At 67.3% G+C, this 19,450-nt stretch carries 17 protein-coding genes; 12 read left to right on the top strand and 5 right to left on the bottom strand.

All coding sequences use genetic code 11. The features are described 5' to 3' along the window. Positions 1-64: 64 nt before the first annotated feature. Entirely contained in the window at positions 65-1,210 is a 1,146-nt protein-coding gene (locus LCL61_RS25110) for an epoxide hydrolase (RefSeq protein ID WP_340681989.1), read from the bottom strand. A gap of 81 nt (positions 1,211-1,291) precedes the next feature. On the opposite strand from LCL61_RS25110, the gene LCL61_RS25105 reads away from it, so the two are divergent. From LCL61_RS25105 to LCL61_RS25095, 3 genes are all read left to right on the top strand, one after another. Continuing rightward, complete coding sequence (locus tag LCL61_RS25105; protein ID WP_340681988.1) at positions 1,292-1,858, top strand: CGNR zinc finger domain-containing protein; 567 nt, start codon at positions 1,292-1,294, stop codon at positions 1,856-1,858. An 11-nt stretch (positions 1,859-1,869) separates the two neighbouring features. Next, positions 1,870-2,559: a class I SAM-dependent methyltransferase gene (locus LCL61_RS25100; RefSeq protein ID WP_340688674.1), complete on the top strand. Its 690-nt coding sequence runs from the start codon at positions 1,870-1,872 to the stop codon at positions 2,557-2,559. Between the two features lie 66 nt (positions 2,560-2,625). Continuing rightward, entirely contained in the window at positions 2,626-3,351 is a 726-nt protein-coding gene (locus LCL61_RS25095; RefSeq protein WP_340681987.1) for a TetR/AcrR family transcriptional regulator, read from the top strand. Here the strand turns inward: LCL61_RS25095 and LCL61_RS25090 are convergent. Beyond that, complete coding sequence (locus tag LCL61_RS25090) at positions 3,297-4,271, bottom strand: AraC family transcriptional regulator (protein WP_340681986.1); 975 nt, start codon at positions 4,269-4,271, stop codon at positions 3,297-3,299. The two genes, LCL61_RS25095 and LCL61_RS25090, sit on opposite strands and share 55 nt — an antisense overlap. 92 nt (positions 4,272-4,363) lie before the next feature. On the opposite strand from LCL61_RS25090, the gene LCL61_RS25085 reads away from it, so the two are divergent. Continuing rightward, positions 4,364-5,269, top strand: a complete 906-nt coding sequence (locus LCL61_RS25085; protein WP_340681985.1) for an NADP-dependent oxidoreductase — start codon at positions 4,364-4,366, stop codon at positions 5,267-5,269. A 741-nt stretch (positions 5,270-6,010) separates the two neighbouring features. Here the strand turns inward: LCL61_RS25085 and LCL61_RS25080 are convergent. The 3 genes from LCL61_RS25080 to LCL61_RS25070 form a co-directional block, all read right to left on the bottom strand. Beyond that, positions 6,011-7,150: a DDE-type integrase/transposase/recombinase gene (locus LCL61_RS25080; RefSeq protein WP_340681984.1), complete on the bottom strand. Its 1,140-nt coding sequence runs from the start codon at positions 7,148-7,150 to the stop codon at positions 6,011-6,013. 182 nt (positions 7,151-7,332) lie between these two features. Beyond that, positions 7,333-8,526 carry a tyrosine-type recombinase/integrase gene (locus LCL61_RS25075; RefSeq protein ID WP_340681983.1) on the bottom strand — a complete coding sequence of 398 codons (1,194 nt, stop codon included), beginning with the start codon at positions 8,524-8,526 and terminating at the stop codon, positions 7,333-7,335. Positions 8,527-8,663: 137 nt separating this feature from the next. Beyond that, a complete protein-coding gene (locus LCL61_RS25070; protein WP_340681982.1) occupies positions 8,664-9,104 on the bottom strand; it encodes a cobalamin B12-binding domain-containing protein in 441 nt (146 codons plus the stop codon). A 372-nt stretch (positions 9,105-9,476) separates the two neighbouring features. Here LCL61_RS25070 and def point away from each other — a divergent pair, with 372 nt between their 5' ends. From def to LCL61_RS25030, 8 genes are all read left to right on the top strand, one after another. After that, complete coding sequence (def, locus tag LCL61_RS25065) at positions 9,477-10,097, top strand: peptide deformylase (RefSeq protein WP_340681981.1); 621 nt, start codon at positions 9,477-9,479, stop codon at positions 10,095-10,097. 565 nt (positions 10,098-10,662) lie between these two features. After that, positions 10,663-10,878: a phosphopantetheine-binding protein gene (locus LCL61_RS25060; RefSeq protein WP_340681980.1), complete on the top strand. Its 216-nt coding sequence runs from the start codon at positions 10,663-10,665 to the stop codon at positions 10,876-10,878. Between the two features lie 17 nt (positions 10,879-10,895). Then, positions 10,896-12,959 carry a condensation domain-containing protein gene (locus LCL61_RS25055; RefSeq protein WP_340681979.1) on the top strand — a complete coding sequence of 688 codons (2,064 nt, stop codon included), beginning with the start codon at positions 10,896-10,898 and terminating at the stop codon, positions 12,957-12,959. Positions 12,960-13,006: 47 nt separating this feature from the next. Then, positions 13,007-14,284 carry an adenylosuccinate lyase gene (gene purB, locus LCL61_RS25050; protein ID WP_340688673.1) on the top strand — a complete coding sequence of 426 codons (1,278 nt, stop codon included), beginning with the start codon at positions 13,007-13,009 and terminating at the stop codon, positions 14,282-14,284. Beyond that, positions 14,271-14,675, top strand: a complete 405-nt coding sequence (locus LCL61_RS25045) for a GNAT family N-acetyltransferase (RefSeq protein ID WP_340681978.1) — start codon at positions 14,271-14,273, stop codon at positions 14,673-14,675. The genes purB and LCL61_RS25045 overlap by 14 nt, the downstream gene beginning before the upstream one ends. 62 nt (positions 14,676-14,737) lie before the next feature. Further along, positions 14,738-16,468 (top strand): hypothetical protein, encoded by a 1,731-nt coding sequence (locus LCL61_RS25040; RefSeq protein WP_340681977.1) that lies wholly within the window; start codon positions 14,738-14,740, stop codon positions 16,466-16,468. Next, a complete protein-coding gene (locus tag LCL61_RS25035; protein ID WP_340681976.1) occupies positions 16,461-17,879 on the top strand; it encodes an amidase in 1,419 nt (472 codons plus the stop codon). Before LCL61_RS25040 ends, LCL61_RS25035 begins: the two co-directional genes overlap by 8 nt. 9 nt (positions 17,880-17,888) lie before the next feature. After that, positions 17,889-19,442 carry a glutamine synthetase family protein gene (locus LCL61_RS25030; protein WP_340681975.1) on the top strand — a complete coding sequence of 518 codons (1,554 nt, stop codon included), beginning with the start codon at positions 17,889-17,891 and terminating at the stop codon, positions 19,440-19,442. The last annotated feature ends 8 nt before the right edge of the window (positions 19,443-19,450 follow it).

Raw genomic sequence — 19,450 nt, 5'->3', positions numbered from 1 at the left:
CCGCCGCGCGACGACCGCCGTTCGAGATGGTGTTCGACGGCGAGCGCTTCGTTCCCCGAGAACCTCAACGACCCCCTGCGGCCAGTACCGCCGCTAGGCCTTCCCTCAGGTCCTTGACGAAATATCCGGGAACCTCCAGCGACGGGAAGTGACCCCCGGATTCGGGAGACCTCCAGCGAACGATCCGCCGGTACCGCTCCTGCGCCAAAGGACGTGGGCATTTCTCGATGTCGCGGGGATACATGGTGATCGCCGACGGGACGTCGACCCGGAGTCCGGGGTCCAGGGAATCGTGGCTCTCGTAGTAGATGCGGGCCGCCGACGCGCCGGTCCGTGTCAGCCAGTACAGGGTCACGTTGTCGAGAACGCGGTCTCTGGAGATCGTCTCGAACGGACTGTCTTCGGTGTCCGACCACTCGGCGAACTTGTCGAGGATCCAGGCGAGCAGCCCGACCGGTGAGTCGACGAGGGAGTAACCGATGGTCTGCGGCCGGGTCGCCTGCTGTTTCGCGTACGCCGCGCGACGGCCCCAGAAATCACGGGTCTGCTCGGTCCACTCGCGCTCGGCCGCCGTCAGCCCGTCCATGGACAACCCGGGCGGCCCCTGCGCGAACGTCGTGTGGATGCCGAGTACGTGCGCCGGGAACCTGCCGCCGAGCACCGTGGTGATATTGCCTCCCCAGTCGCCGCCGTGGGCCACGAACTCGCCGTAGCCGAGCCTTCCCATCAGCTCCACCCACGCGGACGCGATCTTTTCGGTGCCCCATCCGGTGGTGGCAGGCCTGTCGCTGTACCCGAAGCCCGGCAACGACGGGGCCACGACGTGGAACGCCGGCGCGGCCGCGTCCTTCGGATCCGAGAGCTCTTCGATCACGTCGACGAACTCGGCGACGCTGCCCGGCCAGCCGTGGGTCAAGATCAGGGGAGTGGCATCCGCACGCGCGGATCGGCGATGCAGGAAGTGGATCCCCAGGCCGTCGATGGTCGTGCGGAACTGCCCGATCCGGTCGAGGCGCTCTTCGAACGACCGCCAGTCGTACTCCGTGCGCCAGTAGTCCACGACGTCGACGAGGTCGGATAAAGGAACGCCCTGTTCCCATCTGGAGACCGTCTCGGCCTCGGGCAGCCGCGCCGCGGCCAATCGCGCCCGCAGCTCCTCGAGGTCGGCCTCCGTCGCCCGGCTTTCGAATGCTCGCACCTCATTGGTCATGAGACCTCCTGGCATTGCGGAACCGGCTAAGACGGTTCTAACAGTTCCGGCCGGCGGCGTGCAACCGGCTAAGGTGGTTCCATGCCTGCTGGGTTTCCCGACTTCCGCCTCGGTAGCGTGCTGGCGACCAGCTTCACGGCGACTCTGACCGAGCGTCATGGCGACGCCGTCGAGCGCATACCCACACCGCCGCGGCTCGTGGACTGGCTGGCCGTGAACGGCCTCGACGTGGGCTCCTGCACCACCGCCCAGCTCGACCTCGCCCGTGAGCTGAGGGAAGCGATTCACGCCGCCGCGACCGCGACCGCGCTCCAGGACACGCTCCCCGCGCCTGCCGTCCGGGTCATCAACGAGTGCAGCGCCCGCGGCCGGGCCGCGGCCGTCCTGACACCCGAGGGTGAGCGGCGATGGCGGGTTCCCGGCGTGGAAGACGCCCTGAGTGTGATCGCCGCCGACGCGATCAGCATCATCGCGGGCGAACGCGACGGACGATTCGCCTTGTGCGCGTCACCGACCTGCCAGGCCGCCTTCTTCGACACCAGTCAAAGCCGCACCCGCCGATGGTGCGACATGAACACGTGCGGGAATCGCCAGAAGAAAGCGCGGTTCAACGCCAACCACCGCAAGAACCCCGGATCGGCCCGGTGAAAGGCATCGCGATGGAGAACGACTACGACGGCTTCGCCGAGGCATACGCGGCCGAGTCCGAGAACAGCCTGATCAATGCCTACTACACACGGCCCGCGATCCTGAACCTCGCGGGGGACGTGGCCGGCAGGCGGATCCTCGACGCCGGCTGCGGCGCGGGCCCCCTGTTCGAGTCGCTGCGGGAGCGGGGCGCCATCGTGACCGGCTTCGACGCCAGCGCCAAGATGCTGGAGCTGGCCCGGAAACGACTCGGAGACGACGCGGCCCTCCAGGTCGCCGACATCGGTGCCCCGCTGCCCTTTCCCGACGGCGCGTTCGATGACGTCATCGCGGTCCTCGTCCTGCATTACCTCGAAGACTGGACCGCGCCGCTGGCCGAAATCCGGCGCGTACTGAAACCCGGCGGCAGGCTGATCATGGCCGTCAACCACCCGCTCCTCTTCAAACTGGTCCATCCCGACTCGGACTACTTCAAGACCGCCAAGTGGTCCGACGAGTACACCTTCAACGGCCGGAAAGCCGTGCTGACGTACTGGCATCGTCCTCTGCACGCGATGACCGACGCGTTCACCGCGGCAGGTTTCCGGACCGCCGTCATCAGTGAGCCCCATCCGGCACCGGGCGCGCACGAGCGCTTCCCCGAGGAACTCGCGGGCAAGACCGCCTTCTTGAGTTTTCTGTTCTTCGTCCTCGAGGCCTAGGGCTGGATGTTCTCGAGGTCCTTCAGCAGGCTCGGGTGCTGGGGAGTCCAACCGAACGTTTGGCGGGTGTGGGCGCTGGACGAGGGCTGGTCGGCCGCGAAGCGGGCCAGCGCTGGGTGCCGTCGCCCGGGTAACCGGACACCCCGCTCTGGCGCGCGATACCGGTCAGCACACCGGCGAACCCGCCCTTGCCCTCGTGGTGAACGGTCTGCGGCAGGCGGACGGCCCGTCGGTCGGAAGCGGGTCACTCTCGGTGGGGGCGCGGCCCGGCGTGGCGGGCGTGCCCGAACAGGTCACGAAGGGGCGGCCGGTGCCGAACGGGCCGGGGTCACCAAGAGCACCTTCTTCCGGCACGTCCCCGACAAGCGCGAACTGCTGGTCGCCGGACAGGAAACGCTGAGCCGGCTGCTGACCGAAGTGATCTCCGAAGCGCCCGCCGAAGCCAGTCCGCTCGAGGTGGTCGCCGCGGGTCTCGTCCGCGCGTCGACCGCGATGGGCCCGATGAGCCGGGAGATCGCCCCGCGGCTCAAGGCCGCGGTCGCCGCGAGCGCCGAACTTCAGGAACGAGACGCCCTCAAGAGCGTCAGCCTCGCCGTCGCCATGACAGCCGCCCTGGTCGCCCGCGGCGTGCCCGATCCGACCGCCGCCCTCGCCAGCGAGCTCGGCGTCCTCGCCTTCAAACGGGAATACGCCGAATGGTCCGAAGGCGACCGCGCTCCTGAGGACGACTTCGCCACCTACCTGCTCAAGGCCCTTGAAGAACTGCGCTCCGCGAGCGCGTCTCTGGGCTGACCGGGAGTGGCCGCCGACCGCCGGTACCTGCCGGGCGGGGTCTCGTACTGGCGTTTGAACGCCACGGCGAGCGCGAATTCCGACCGGTAGCCGACGGCATCGGCGATGGAGCTGAGCGGCGCGTCGGACTCGCGCAGCAGCCGGGCCGCCGTGGTCATGCGCCACCAGGTCAGGTAGCGCATCGGTGGTCGGCCGATCAGTTCGGTGAACCTCTTGGCGAACGGAGCCCGGGACAGACCCGCGAGCGTGGCGAGCGACGCGACCGTCCAGGGGTGCGCCGGCTTCCGGTGGATGGCGTGCAGCGCGGCCGCGACGCCCGGATCCCGCAACGCCGTCGCCCAACCGGTGCCAGTCTTGGTCCGGGCGCTGTCGAACCAAGCGCGCAGGGCGTAGAGCAGCAGCATGTCCAGGAGTGCGGGAATGGCCGCGTCCGTGCCGAGCCGCGGCCGAACCGATTCGGCGCCGAGCATGTCCACCACGGTCCTCAGCTCGGCAAGACCGTCGGCGCGGGTATCGAGATGGACGACCTCGGGCAGGTCCTGCAGCAAGGGGTGCAGACCCTCGGGTGCGAGTTCGTAGGCGCCGCACAGGGTGACGGTGGAGGATTCCGACGCGTCGGCGAGCGCGAGCGGATGGTCCTCGGCGGCGGGACCGCAAGGCCGTGCGGTCGGCGGCGTGGCCGGGCTGTCGGCCAGCACGTGCCCTCGTCCGTGTGGCAGGAGCACGACGTCACCCGCGACAAGCCGCACCGGTTCGGCATCGGCCGGGACGAGGACGCAACTGCCCCGCACCACCACACGAAAGCCGACGGCGCCGGGCACCGGAGAGAACTGTTGCGCCCAGGAGCCTTGCCACGTCACGAGCGCCGACCTCGGACGGCCGGCGCGTACCACCGACAGCACGTCGCTCAGCACGTCCACGGCGCGACCCTACGCGTTCGGAGACGATTGCGAAGGAAATAGGCGGCTTTGGCACATGGTTCGTCTCTCCAGGGGGCCCTACGGTCGAGAACATGAAAGCCGCACGGATTCATCAGCATGGGGACCCGACCGTCATCCGCATCGAGGAGGTCGCTCGGCCCGTCCCCGCGGCGGGCGAGGCGCTGATCGAGGTCGCCGCCACCTCCTTCAATCCCACCGAGGTGGCCCTGCGCTCCGGCGCGCTCCGCGACCTGGTGCCGGTGGCTCTGCCGCTCACCCTGGGCTGGGATGTCGCGGGGACGATCGTCGAACTCGGGGAGGGAGTGCGCACGCACAAGGTCGGCGACCAGGTCATCGGCTGGATCGACGGTGCGGCCGCGGAGTTCGCCGTGGCCGACGCCGCAGCGCTGGTCACCGCGCCCACAGCCGTCCCTCTCGCCGGCGCGGCCGCCCTGCCGCTCGCCGGGTTGACAGCGTGGCAGGCGGTCGAGCGCGCACGCCTCGTCCCGGGTGAACGACTTCTGGTCAACGGCGCGGGCGGCGGCATCGGCGGCTTCGCCGTCCAACTCGCGAAACGCGCCGGCGCACAGGTGGTCGCCACCGCCAGCCCGCGCAGCAGGCAAGCGGTCCTGCGGCACGGCGCGGACCTGATCGTCGACTACACCACCACGTCGCTCGGGAACGCGCTCGACGGTCAGGTCGATGTCGTCCTGAACCTCGTCGGTCTCGACGAGCCGCGGAGCGCGGCGCTGGCTTCGCTCGTCCGGCCCGGTGGCCGCATCGTCTCGGTCACCAACGAGTTCAAGGCGCCGATCACCACACGTGTCGTCGCCCGTAACGACTCCGCCCAGCTCGCCGAGCTGGTGACCTTGGTCGACAGCGGCACGATCACCGTCGAGATCACCGAACGGCACCTGCTCAGCGCGCTCGCCTCCTTGCACCGCCGAAGCGAAGCGGGTGGTATCCGCGGCAAGGTCGTCGTTCTGCCGGTGGCCTGACCAGGCAGAATGCTCTCAGATCGCCACTGAGCGCCTAATCCGGGCCGCCTGGTGTCTTCGCTCCGGGCTTCTGCGTTCTCAGGAAAGCGTATTTCGCGCTTTTCTCAGGGATGCTCAGTCATAAGGGGCATTATCACGGTACATAGGCGCTGTCATAGTTACGCGTGCGCAAGAAGCGAAACCAGATACGCGTATCGCGTAAACGGTCAAAAACGACAAGAGATTCCCACGATCGGCGGCCGGGAGTGGATCAGCTCAACGCGCGGCGTGACGTCTCAAGGCATTGTAGAGGGATTCTCGTGTAATGTCGACTGCGGTCTCACTTATTGATAATCGGTCGCAGATATTGCCAAAGCAGCTGTTCAGCGGCTTGTAGAGTGTCTTCGGTGTTCTGTGCGCCAACCCCACCTGTGCCCGGTCTTGTGTGCGAATCGTTGTCGTCAGACTGCTGACTGGTCGTGTGTGGTGCTGCTTTCTAGGGCTCTCTTCAAGTGATCCCTTCGGGGTCGGAAGCGCATTTGCATGTCATCTGAGTTTTCGGGTCAATGTCGGGTGATGTGCCCTCGAGTTAATTCGGCGCCAGGCGAACTTGAGTGGGCTTTTTGTTCCGCTTGCGTGAGGGGGGCAAATGATATTTCCGAAATGTTTGGCGTTGTTCGGAGAGTGACTTGTGCTCGCCGAGCCTGTTTGGTCTGTCAGTCGTGCGGAAGGTCTCGTGGAGGTGCGCAACATGTGTAGCGGCTACCGGGTACCACTGCAAAGCGAACTGGACGTCGGTGGTGGGGTAGCGGGTGGTGGGGTCGAGGAAGCCGCGTTCCAGTAGTTCAGCGTCACCCTGGGTGGGGTTCTTGCCGGAGCAGGCTGCATGCAGGGTAACGAACGCCTCTCCCGCAATTGTGCCGCGTCGAGGACGTCGATCTGGGTCGGGTCACCGTTCCACACCTGCACCGGCGTCCGCCCGCGCAAGCCTTCGTGATGGTGCTCGTGGTTGGAAAAGCGTGCCCATTCGGTGAACAGCCGTCCCAGTTGCGGCAGCGTCAGCATCGCCGCACCCGGCCAGTCCTCCGTACCGGCGACCGCGACCAGCAGCATCTGCTCGATCGTGCCTTTCCCTCGCCCGTCACGGGGCATCACCGGCCGCACGTGGATCACCAGGTTCGACGCGACCCGTTCGACTGCCTGGGAGAGGAAATCCGCGCCGTGGTCACATTCGATCACCGCCGGCACCCCGCCATGAGGGCCGCGCAGGGGGTCGATCGGCAATGCGGAGCGCAGCGCGCACAGCACCGTGCCCGCATCGCCCCGCTCACTGATCGCCCAGCCCATGATCATCCGGCTGTAGGTGTCGACAAAGGTGGTAAGCCAGGGCCGCAACGGCCGCCCGCGCCCAGGCACCACGACGATCTCCAGCTGAGTGTGATCGGCCTGCCAGATCGCGTTACGGTGCGGACTCGACCTTTGCGGCCACACCCGACGCGCTCGCCGCGCCTCGTCGCCACGGTGCCAATACGCGCGTTCAGCCGGATCCCATTGCCGCGCTACCGCCCGGTAGAAGCACGCCCGCGACACCGCGCGCTGCCCTTGCCACTCCCGCCACAGCCGTGGATCGATCGGGACACCAGCAGCGCGGCGGCGGCCGGCCAGCGCCGCCGATCGGGCGCGGTACACCGCGGCGACCCTGCCATGGAAATCCTGCAGCGCGGCCACGTCGGTCGATGACAACGTGAACCGGCCGCGCGCGGGATCCGGCGCACGATCGGCGCGGCGCAACCACCGGTACACCGTCGCGTCCGACACCCCCCCCGCCCCGTCCGCGGCGGCCACGATATGGGCACGGTCGAGGCAGTCGCGGTCGCGTAGTTGCCGCAGCCGGACCACCACCCTGGCCCGTTCCTCAGCACTGACGTGAGGACCCTTGGGGCCCGGACGACCCGCCGTTCGCGTCACCATCCCGCATCCCGGTGTCTGGTGTGTCCTCGGTGGCCGCTACGAGATCAGGAGACGGCGCGCTTCGTTCTCGGGTCAAGGTGGCTCCACCGAACGGTGCAACCAGCCCGGCTGAGCTAGGTGCCGCTAGGGTGCCAGGCGTCGGCGACGAGGTCGACAGCGCTGCGCGCCGGGTCACGGGCCGCGTGATCGTAGACGCCGCTGGTGGTGTCGATGCTGGCATGCCCGACGTCGGCCTGCACATATTCCAGCGAGGCCCCTGCCTCGACCGCGGCGGTCACGTAGAAGTGCCGCAGCGCGTGGGGATGCATCGCCTCGGCGACGCCGGCCAAGTCCTGGCCGCCGGCCGCGGCGAGACGGCGCAGGAGCTGCCAGATCGCCTGACGGGCGAATCGGCGCCCGCCACGGGTCACCAGCAGCGGGCGGTCTGAGGGCAGGGCGCGGCGGCCGGCGCCGGTCACCACCGCGGTTCCCGTACCGTCCGCACGCAGCGCGAGATACTCCACCAACGCGCGCTCAGCGGGCACACTCAGATACACGATGCGCACTTTCCCGCCTTTGCCGCGCACGCGTAGCGCCCGCCGCCCCCGGGTCACATGCAGGTCGGCGTCGTCGAGCCCGCACAGCTCACTGACCCGCAAACCCAGCGTGAACAACGCGACGATCGCGACCGCGCGCGCGACATCACACGCACTCGCACCCCGCCGCGGTGTCCCCGCCGCCTGATGTAATGCCGCGACCTGCCGGGTCGTCAAGGTGACCGTCGCCGACGTGCTCGCCGCTGCTGCGGTCAGCCCGAGCCGCCGCCGGTCCAGCGCTGCCGGGTTTGCCGCCACCAGCCCCGCATCGGCCAGGGATGCGTACATGGTCTTCACCGTCGCCAACATCCGGTCCCGCGTCGACGGCGCCGCTCCCGCCGACTCCAGGTCTCTTAGCCACGTCTTCACCTGTGCCGATGTCGCCACCGTCGGATCCACCCCGTTGGCCGCGCACCACCGCAGCCAATGGCAATCCCGTAACCGTCCCCGGCCCGCAGGCGGAGGTCCTGCCCGTCCCGGCGGCTTGGCCGCGGGCGCGATGACGACGGCCTCGGCGTAGTCTGCCAAGGCGTCAGCCCACCGATCCCGGACCGGGGCACCGATCCGGGGCCCCATCCAGCCGCCGATATCGTCGGTGGTCACCGGCAGCCCCAGTCCTTCGGCGTAAGTACGGCGGGTCTGGTGGTTGCCGTATCCGGTCAACCACTCCGTGATGCCGGAGAGCAGACCGGCCGGATCCGTGACCCCGGGCCAGACTTCGCTCTCTCGCACGGGTTTTCCGGGTGAGACAGCGGCTGAATCGAGGCCGGACAGGAGTTTCACTGTCGGGTGTCCTCCGGGCTTCGGTCGGTCGCGACGATCATCCGATCACCGTAGTGGTTGTGCCGGGTACACAAGAACAGCGGAAATCATGCCATCGAGGCCGGGGCCAGGGTGTCCCGGACCCAGTCGACGATTTCGGTCGTCGCGGCGCCGGGGGTGAAGATCTGCGCGACCCCCATCGCGGCCAGCTCTTCGATGTCTTCGGCGGGAATGATGCCACCGCCGAAGACGACGATGTCGGTCGCGTCCTGTTCGGCCAGCAGGTCGAGAATGCGCCGGAACAACGAAAGGTGCGTTCCCGACAGCACGGACAGGCCGATGGCGTCGGCGTCTTCCTGCACGGCGACACGCACGATCTGTTCCGGAGACTGCCGCAACCCCGTGTAAACAACTTCCATGCCCGCGTCGCGTAGAGCGCGCGCCACGATCTTGGCGCCACGATCGTGGCCATCAAGACCGGGCTTGGCGACCACGACCCGGATCGGACTCGGCAGTGGACGTCCCGGCGTCTGCGCGTCGGTGTACATGCTCCTCCTCGAAGGGTTGCTCGGGGTCTGCACTTCCGGGATCGTGAATCGATGCGGGCGCCCGAATTCTCACCACCTCCGGCCGTGCGGGTGAGGTCCAGGCAACCCTCCGCCTCGCGTGGTGTCACGATACTTCGGCGACGGCTCCATCTGCCAGCTTCGGTCCGATTCTCCGCGGAAACGGGAACTCGCTTTGTCGCACGGATGGCTCTGTGTCGTTGCGGGACGGGCCATTTCGCCAAGGTAAAGTGAGCCCATTGAACCAAATCCAACAGGCTTTCCTGGTCACGGGACGGCGAATTTCGGAGGGATCGCACGACGATGGCAACTATCCCGGTCACTGACCGCCGCACCCGAGTCCAGGGTGTGCCTGTGGACGGCGACTACCCTGCCCGTGCGCCCGAGGCCGCGCGTGGCCAGGTCCTGCGGGTCACGGTCGTGGGGGAGGAGATCCTTCACCGGCCTTGCGCCCCCGCGCGGACGGAGTTCGGTACTCCGGAACTGTCCCGGTTGATCGACGACATGTTCGTCACCATGTACGTGGCCGCGGGCTGCGGCCTCGCCGCAAACCAAGTCGGCGTCGATCTGCGCCTGTTCGTCTACGACTGCTTCGATGACGACGGCGTGCGCCATGTCGGCCATATCCTCAATCCCACGGTCGATCCACTCGGTCCACGTGAGCGACGTCTGCTAGACGCCCATGAGGGCTGCCTTTCGGTACCAGGCCCCACCGCGGGTTTGCACCGCGAGGAAAAAGCGGTGGTGCGCGGCCAGGACAAGGACGGGAACGAGCTGGTGATCGAGGGCACCGGATATTTCGCCCGTTGTCTTCTGCACGAGACCGATCACCTCGACGGTCTCCTCTACATCGACCGGCTCGCCAAGCGACGGCGCCGGTCGGTGCTCCAGGAGATGGCCGACGTCATGGAAGACGTGTTCGCGCAGCGAGTGGAACGCGCACGAGAGATCGGTGCCACCGAGAAGGGGAAGTAGCCGCGGCGCCTCCGGGATCTGCTCACGGCTGTCCGGACCGTGCCGGCGACCCCGTTCCTGCCCTCGAGTATCGTCCGGGGCCGCTGAGGAGTTGTGATTACTCCTTTCAGCGGGCCCGGACTGGTTCCATCGGCGCACACTTCATTTCGTCCAGCTCATCCCGTGTCGCCGCCGAGCGATAGTGCGAAATGGGAAGCAAAGCTTCCACGAATGAGCGAGAATAGCTTTTTTACCACCGCTGGACAACGAAATTCGTGACATGCCCGGCAAGTCTCATCTTTACGCCCTCATCGGCCGGTCGCCTCGGGATGGCCAGTGATCGGGGGAGGATACACGCGTAATCGGCATATCCGTCCTATGTCCCAGGTGTCCCGGCTTCGTTACGACGCGGGTCGACTCCTTGCCGCGAAACCATTTCTTCAGTTCTTCGTGGACAGCTCGGGGTGGCGTCTGTAAGACTGGGATCATTGGTCATCACCAGGTAGCGCGAACGATAAGTCCCCAACCAGGAGGGTTACGTTCCTTGTCGATATCCGGTCCCCTTCTCACTGCCGTCGGCGAGACGGTGTCCAGAGTTGTCTCCGACGTCCTCAAGCAGCCGGTGGCGCAGACGGCCAACCTGCTCAAGCTCGGGGTCGACTCTTTGGTCGGCACCCGGATCGTCGTTCTCATCCGCTCTGAATTGGAAGTGGACGTCCCACTTCTGCTGTTGTTCGAAAACCCGGTGCTCGGCGACTTCGCGGCAGCGGTGACGGACCTCGCGCAGGAGCAGAGCGCCTGACTGTCCCTCGTCGAGCGATGGAAGAGAGTCAGATGCGGGGATGCGGGGAGACCGTGCCACTGACGATGGCGCAGGAACCGGTTTGGCTGGAACAGCTCCGGCATCCGGAACAGGTGAACGCAGGATTCTTCGTTGTCACGATGAGCGGGACAGTGGAGGCCGACGCGGTCGCTGGGGCCTGCGCCGAAGTTTGCCGAAACCATCCGGAATTGCGCGGAACAATCGTCGACCAGGATAACCGGTACTGGTTTCGGATCAACGACGCCGAAACGGTATTCGAAATCGAATACCCCATTGTTCCGTGCGCGCCGGGCGCCGAGAACGAGACGGCCCGCGCCTGGTATCTCGCCCGGCGGCCGCTGACATGGGACTTGACGTCCCGTGCTCCCATCCGTTTCTTCCTGCTCGACCACGGTGATGAGCGGCGGACGCTGGTGATCGCGGTTCATCACATCGCGTTCGACGGCCGGTCCAAATTCGTGTTCGCGCGCCAGTTCGTCAGTGCCTTGCGAGAGATCCGAGCGGGGGTTCGCCCGGCCGCGGCCGTCGAAGCCGTCGCTCCGCTGGCCGGCTCCGACGACTTGGACAAAGCCGGGCTGGCGGCGGCGACAACCTATTGGCAGGGGCACGACCTGCGCACCTTTCCCAGCCTGGTACTGCCCGCGCCGAGTCGCGTCGATCCTGTGTCGAGTATGGCCGCGACGTCGAGATTCGAACTCCCCGAGCAAAGGTTGCGGCGGCTCGCCGCTCTCACAACCGAAGCCGGGACGAGCTTCTTCTCCGGTCTGCTCGCCGTCACCGCCGCCCAGCTCGGTCGCTACGGAAACGACCGCTTCGCGTTGTGCATCCCGGCGGACACGAGTACCGCCGCCACCAGGGAACGCATTGCCATGCAGGTCAACATGGTTCCCTGCGTGATCGAGCATGCGCCGCGGGCCGGCCTTCGGGACCTGGTCACCACGGCCGGACGTGCCCTGGCCGACATCGACCGGTTCCGGCGGGTCCCGTTCCACCTTCTGATGCGCGAACTCCGCCAGAGCTATGGCGTCGACATCGGGCCGAGCATCTTCGATCGGTTCGGCGTTTCCTACCCGCGAGTCGCAGCAGACTTCGGCGAGGTTCCGGGGCTTGTGCTGGATTGGGATTTCTTCGCGCCGAACTCGTCCCAGTCCTTCCAAGTCACGCTTCAGCTACGAAAGACCCCGGAAGGCGTATTCGGCCGCCTGGATTACGCGACCTCCGTTTTCGATGCCGAGACCGCCGAGGACTTCGTGTCAGGCTGGCACGAGACCTTGGAGCGGGCGCTCGCGGATCCCGACGAACCACTGTCTCGGCGTTCCGGCAGTCCCGGCTGCCCGCTGCCCGTGGCACCCGTGCCGAAGTTCGAAGCCGGCACCATGATCGTCCCGGTCGACCGGTTCCTCCCCACAGAGGACCGGGTGGCTTTCGTGAACTCGGGTGGCCGGATCGTGCTGGTACTCGACGACGACCGAGCCGGCCCGATCGCGTGGGGGGAGTGGGAACCGGCTCCGGACGTCCCCGACGGCGCTCTGATCTTGGCCCACAACACCGGGAACTGGCGACCGATCGTGGTCGCGCACGACGGGCGGGAACTGCCGGCGCGGGTTCCGGGAACGCTGGTGCTCCGTCCGCGGGATGGAGGACCCGACCTGGAAACCGAGATCCGCGCGCGCATCGATCCGAAGGGACGTCTCCACTACCTCGGCTTGGCGGGGCAGGCCGCCGATTTCGGGGGACGGCATCTCGAAGGCGCGGAGGCCGAGCGCCGGATCGCGGCGCTGCCGGGTGTGCGTGAGGTGGCCGTCGTACCCGGGGCCGACGCGAGCCGTCCGGCACCCGGGATTCTGCTGGTGCCGGACGGCACCGCCGAATCGGATCCCGCCTCGGAGAGGACGTGGCGCCGGAAAGTCCTTCGAGTTTGGCCGCCGGGAGCACCCCGGCCCACCGAAGTGGTGTTGACCGAACGGCTGCCCAGGGACCGGACAGGGAGGGTCGACCTCGCGCGAGTCCGGTCGATCTGCCTCGATGCGACGAGCCCGTCGACCGCAGACATCCCCTAGGCCCTGGACGAAGGACGAGGATGATTCCCCGCTACGTGTTGCCGGCGATGGCCGCCATCTGGTCCGACGAGGCCAAGTATGGCCTGTGGGCGCGTATTGAAGTCCTCGTGGCCGAGGCGATGGCCGAGCAGGGGGCTTTCCCGGACGCGACACTGCGCCTGATCGCCGAAGCACCGCCGCCCACCCCGGACCGCGTCGCCGAACTGGAACGGACTCGCGATCACGAAATCCTGGCATTTCTCGCCGCGTACACCGAACCCATGCCCGCCGAAGCCGCCCGTTGGGTCCACTACGGCCTGACGAGCTATGACGTAGTCGATACCGGTCTGGGCGCTACACTGAAGGCCGCCTGTGATCTCGTCCTGGACGCCGGGACGCGCCTGCTCGCCACGCTCGTCGACCGTGCCCTGGAGCATTGGGACACGATGTGCGTGGGTCGCACACACGGGGTCCACGCCGAACCCACCACCTTCGGCCAGAAGCTCGGAGTTCACGCCTTCGCGGTGCACCGGAGCCTGGAGCGTGTCCGGGTGGCTCGCACCGCCGTCGCGGTCGGTACGATTTCCGGCGCGATCGGAACGTACGCGTTCCTCGATCCAGGCGTGGAAACGCACGTATGCGCGTCCTTGGGGCTGGGCTTCGAGCCGATCCCATCGCAGGTCGTGGCTAGAGACCGGCATGCCGAGCTGCTGGCGGCGCTGGCCGTCGCCGGCGCCGTGGTCGAGCAGATCGCCCTGGAGTTCAGACATCTGCAGCGCACCGAGGTCCGCGAGGTGGAAGAGCCCCGAACCTCCGAGTACCAAGGCTCGTCGGCGATGCCGCACAAACGGAACCCGAACACCAGTGAGCGGTTGTGCGGTCTGGCGCGACTGCTGCGGTCCCACGCGAGTGTGGCCTTCGAGAACGTCGCGCTGTGGCACGAGCGCGATCTGGCCCACCAGGCGGCGGAACGCGTGATTCTTCCCGACAGCCTGATGATCACCCATTTCCTCTTCTCTTCGGCCGCCGACGTCATCGCGGGCCTGACCGTACGTTCGGAACGCATGCTGGAGAACATGGAAGCCACGCGGGGCCTGATCTACAGCTCGATGGGCTACCTCGATCTGGTCTCTTCCGGTATGGAGCGCGAACAGGCCTACCGGACAGTCCAGAGTGCCGCCGACTCGGCCTGGTCCGGTACCACGGATTTCGCACAGGCATTGCGCGAACGGGGTGTCGCACAACCCTTGGACGTCGGGCCGGAAAGGTATCTGGCCAATCGGAGCCACCTCAAAGAACGGCTGCACGACTTGATCAAGGAGACCTCATCGCATGTGGAAATGTGAAATCGAAGACGGCGCGGATCTCGATGTGGAGGAAGTGGCGGCGCTCTACCACGCTTCCACACTCGCCGAACGCCGTCCGACCGACCAACGTGACCGTTTCACCACCATGGTCCGCCAGGCGAACCTGATCGTGACCGCGCGGCTGGACGGCCGCATGATCGGCATCGCCCGATCGTTGACCGACGGAGCGTACGTCACCTACATGTCGGATATCGCGGTCGACGTGGAGTTCCAGCGCCAGGGAGTGGGCCGGAGCCTGATCCGCGCCACCCAGGAGTTCGCGCCGCAAGCCAAGATCGTCCTGCTGTCCGCGCCCGCCGCGGTCGACTACTACCCCCACGTGGGCTTCACCCGGCACGAGTCCGCCTGGGTGCTGAACGCTTTGGGCTGAGTCAGGACGAATCCACGAAAGTCGGAAGAGATCGGTTCGGGGGGGGGCGAACGGTGACTGGCTTGAGGACAAACGGTTTCGACGCGATCGTGGCAGAGGCCGCCGCGCTGGCGAGGAAGCAGTCGACGGCGTCGGAGGCGGCTCGCGTCGCCGCCACTCTGGATGGACGCATCGACGAGGAGACGGGGATCGCCGCACTCAGTCGCCAGGAGCGGGGTCTTCTGGAAGAGATGGTCCGCTCGGGGATCCGGCTCGAAGGTGATGGAGAGACCGAGGCCGACGACGACAGGACCGACGACGGCTGGTGGCTCTGGCTCACCGCGACAGGCAGGCTGGCGATCCGACAACGTGATGCCGACGCCGGCGAGGGTGGATACCGCATCGGCAAGGGTTGCTGGCCTACCCCTGAATCCCTCGCCACTGCCGATCGCCTGGCGCGCGGAGCGGCCTGGGCCGAGCGATCCGAGTTCGACGATCTCGCTGCGGAGCTGGCACAAGAGCCGCCCGAAGCGGTCGTCGAGCGGCTGAACTCCGTCTCCGACGCGCTGGTCCATCTCGCGCCGGTGCGGATCTATGTCGGCGACCGGACCTATTCGAACTTGGGCAGCCACTCCAACCTGCCGGGGAAGTCGCTGGCCGTCGGTGCGCCGGATTCGGTGTTGACCGAACTGAGCCGGACGGGAGTGGCGGAGTGGCGGGTCGAAGACGCCGTCTTCGTCGCGTGCGCCGCCGCGCTTCTTAAGTCCGGTACGGCGGTTCGGCTGGAAGAGTTCAACAGCCGCCAGCTGACACCGTCCGCTTTGGAGGCGTGGCTTCGGCGGAAAACGTGCAGCTACAGCGGCCTCGAAATCGACAACGCGGCGGCCATGCCGACCGGCGGAATCCTGGGCAGGCTTGATGATCTGGCGGTCCAGTGTGCGGCCCGGCGGTCGGAATCGATCCGCTCCGGTCAACAGTTCTACCGGTACATCCAGGGCGTCAACCTCTACAAGGAGGAGCGGCCGCTGGTTCCTCGGGTCGGCCCGGCCGACCTTCCCGCCGAGGTGGTCGGGTTCCTGCGCGAAGAGGCAAGCCTGGACGAGACGGCCGACGGTACGTTCCGCGTCCCCGACGACCTGGCACGAGCGCTGGCCGAACCGGCAGGCGACGCTCGTTTCGGCTCGGCTTTCGAGCAACTGCTCCACGGATTGCTCGGCGCCGTCGCCGAGGCGACCGATTCGGATGTGACCATGGCACGCGGACCTCGATGTCTGGACGACCTGGCCGACGGCAGCGACTCACCGGAGCGGGTGCTGCGGCTGACCACGAACGAGAACTACTGCTGCGTCGTGCCCAGCCACCGGTTCCGGGAGAGATTCGCCGATGACCGTGCCTCGTTGATCAAAGCCCTGGCCTCCTACAGCGCAAGGATGCGCTACAACACCTGGCACTACCTTCCGGACTCCATGGGGCTCGGCAGGCATCACCCTGGCAGGGACGACTGGTTCTTCGCGCCTTCGATGCCCGACATCACCACTTGGTCGGACCAGCATCACACCGGCCATGTCATGTTCGGCGTTCGTCACGCGATCCGTGTACCCATCGGAATTCACTTCGACGGCTCCTACCGCCCCGGCCTGTACGACCTGCGGCTCATGCGGGCCGAGGAGCCGCCCTTCGAACTCGTCGATCTGCGCGCGGCGGTCGCGGTCGGCCAGATGCTGACGACGCTCCACCAGGCGATGGCCGCTCATCGCCGTCGGGTCACGGCGTTCGACAACGCGTGGTATCGGGGGTTCCGGTTCGATGACTGACGAGTACCGGTTCTGCGACATGGCCACCCTGCGCGACGCGTTCGCACGAGGCGAGCTGTCGCCGGTCGAGCACGTGGAGACCGTGCTGGCGCGGATCGAGACGGTCGGCGCCAGGCTGGGCGCGTTCATCACGGTGGACCGGAAGGGTGCGATGGCCGCGGCCGAGGCAGCCGCCACCCGGATCCGACACGGCGGTCACACGGCTTGGCGGGAAGCGCCGCTGCTGGGTATTCCGATCTCCGTCAAGGACCTCATCGCGACGAAAGGGCTGCGCACGACCAGAGGTTCCTGGCAGCATCGCGACTGGATCCCGGACTTCGATCCCCCCGTCGTCGAACGGTTGCGAGCGGCGGGAGCGGTGCTCCTCGGAAAGACCGCGACATCCGAGTTCGGTTGGAGCGGTTCGGGCAACAGCTTGCTGGCCGGCCCGGTGCGTAACCCGTGGAACCTCGAACTCACCTCGGGCGGCTCCAGCGGGGGTGCCGCGGCGGCCGTCGCGGCCGGACTGGGGGCGGGTGCCGTTGGCACCGACGGCGCGGGCTCGGTTCGCATTCCCGCGGCCTTCTGCGGAGTGGTCGGGTTCAAGCCGTCGTTCGGCAGCATTCCTTACGTACCAACAAGTCCGGAGAACCTGTCACATCTGGGACCGCTGACACGCAGCGTTTCCGACACGGCGCTGATGATGTCGGTCATGGCCGGGGCGGACGCCAGGGACGTGTATTCCTACTCCGGTCCGCCCGGCGAATGGGATCTGGGACCAGCCACGGACCGGCCTCTGCGCATCGGGTGGATCCGCTCGTTCGGCCGCCCTGAACCGGAGGTGGCGATCGAACGGATCGCATATGCCGCGGTCGCGGCGCTCGGAGAGGCCGGGCACACGGTACGAGAGATGAGACCCCCTTGCGCCGACCCGTACCACGTTCTCGAAACCATCCTCGCGGCCGCCGAAGCGGCAGGTGCCGGTGAAGAGCCCGTCGAGCACGCCGCACCCGGACGCCTGGAAGTAGCCGACCTCGGCAGGAAACTGTCGGCGATCGATCTCGCCCGCGCGGAGCGCGATCGGGGGAAGCTGGCCGACGAGATACGGCTGGCCATGGCCGATGTGGACGTGCTGGCGATGCCCACCGTGCCGATCGGCCCGTTCTCCGCTGAGCGTCATCAACCTGCCGAAGCCGTCCACAAAGGCCGGCTTTCCTGGCTTTCCTGGACGCCGGCGACCTACCCGTTCAACCTCACCGGGCAGCCCGCGGTGTCGGTGCCCGCCGGGTTCACCGAGCGCGGGATCCCGGTGGGAGTGCAACTGGTAGGCCGTTGGCGTGCGGACTCCGCCGTGCTCGCGGTCGCCCGCGACCTGGAACGGATCCGGCCATGGGCAGCAGCCTACGGACGCACCGCCGCAGGTCTGATCTGAGGAGGAACGATGACTGAGGCCAAGCCCGGCGTCGCCACGGCGTACGCGAACGTCCAGCGTTACGCGGGGTTCAGCACCGGTACGCCCGGGTTCATCGACCGGCACGGGCTGTGGAGCGAGGCCCAACGCGAGGAGGCCGCCAAGCTCGATACCGTGCTCGACGGGCTGGACCTGGTACGCGTGGTCTACGGCGATCCCCACGGCCTTGTGCGTTCCAAGACCCTGACCGTACCCGCGTTCCGGACTGTCCTCCGAAACGGTATGGACGCGAGCCCCGGCCCCCTCGTATTCGACACCGGTCATGCCGTCGCCATCGACTTCTTCACCGAAGGCGCGGGGATCGGCGTCCCCGAGCTGACCGGGGCCGGAGACTTCGTCCTCGTCCCGGACCCGCACACGTTCCGCGTTCTGCCGCACCAGGAGGCGGCGATCGGTTGGGTCGTCGCGGATGAGTACCTGAGGGACGGCACCCCGCATCCGCTGTCGAGCCGGGCCGTGCTGAAACGGCAGAGCGAGCGGCTGGCCGCCCGCTCGCTCGACCTGGTCGTCGGTTTGGAGATCGAGTGGACACTGACCAGATTCCTGGATGACGGCCGCCCGGAAAGCGCCGGCGGCTTCGGGATCCAGGGCAGTGCACCGTCGGTGGCGGCGGTGAACGCCGGCTACCAGTTCAACCTCGATCTCTACGTCGATCAGCTGCTTCCGGTCATCGCGCCGTTGGCACGTGCCTACCGGGACGTCGATCTCCCGCTGCGGACGATCGAACACGAATCGGGGCCGGGGCAGCTGGAATGCACCTTCAGCCCGATGAGCGGTCTCGCCGCCGCCGACGCGGTGCTGCTGATCCGCAGCCTGACCAAGCAGGTCTGCGCTCGCCTCGGGTACCACGCCTCGTTCATGGCGCTCCCGTCGCTTCCAGGCCTGGACCCGAGTGGCTGGCACCTGCATCAGTCGCTCTATGACTTGGCCCGTGACCGCAACGCCTTCGCCACCGGGAGCGAGGGCGGATTCCTCTCCACGACCGGCAGTCACTATCTCGGAGGACTGCTGGAGCACGCGGAGAGCGCGAGCCTGCTTTGCGTGCCGACGGTCAACGGCTACCGGCGTATGGCCGACCGGTTCAGCCTTTCACCGGACCGTGTGGTCTGGTCCGTGGAGAACAGGGGAACGTTTCTTCGAGTGCTTGGCGGGGAGGGGGACCCGGTGACCCACATCGAGAACAGGATCGGGGAGCCGTGCGCCAATCCCTATCTGTTCATCGCCGCCCAAACGGCCGCAGGACTCGACGGCATCGATCGCGGATCGGACCCGGGGATGGCGTCCACAGACCCGCACGCGACCGATGCCGCACCTTTACCGGATTCGCTCGCTGCGGCGCTCGAAGCCTTCGAGTCGTCGGAGCTGTTCAAGCAGACGTTGGGCGAACCGCTGTGGCGCGCTCTTCTGCTGCTCAAGCGAAGTGAATGGACGCGCTACCAGAAGTGGGCGGCCGCGGACGGCGTCGAGCACGCCGCCGACCAGGTCACCGACTGGGAACAGCGCGAGTATTTCGAGGTCTACTGAACCGATCG

The sequence above is a fragment of the Amycolatopsis coloradensis genome, from assembly GCF_037997115.1.
Classification (GTDB): domain Bacteria; phylum Actinomycetota; class Actinomycetes; order Mycobacteriales; family Pseudonocardiaceae; genus Amycolatopsis; species Amycolatopsis coloradensis_A.
This window is presented reverse-complemented; position numbering and strand designations above follow the sequence as displayed.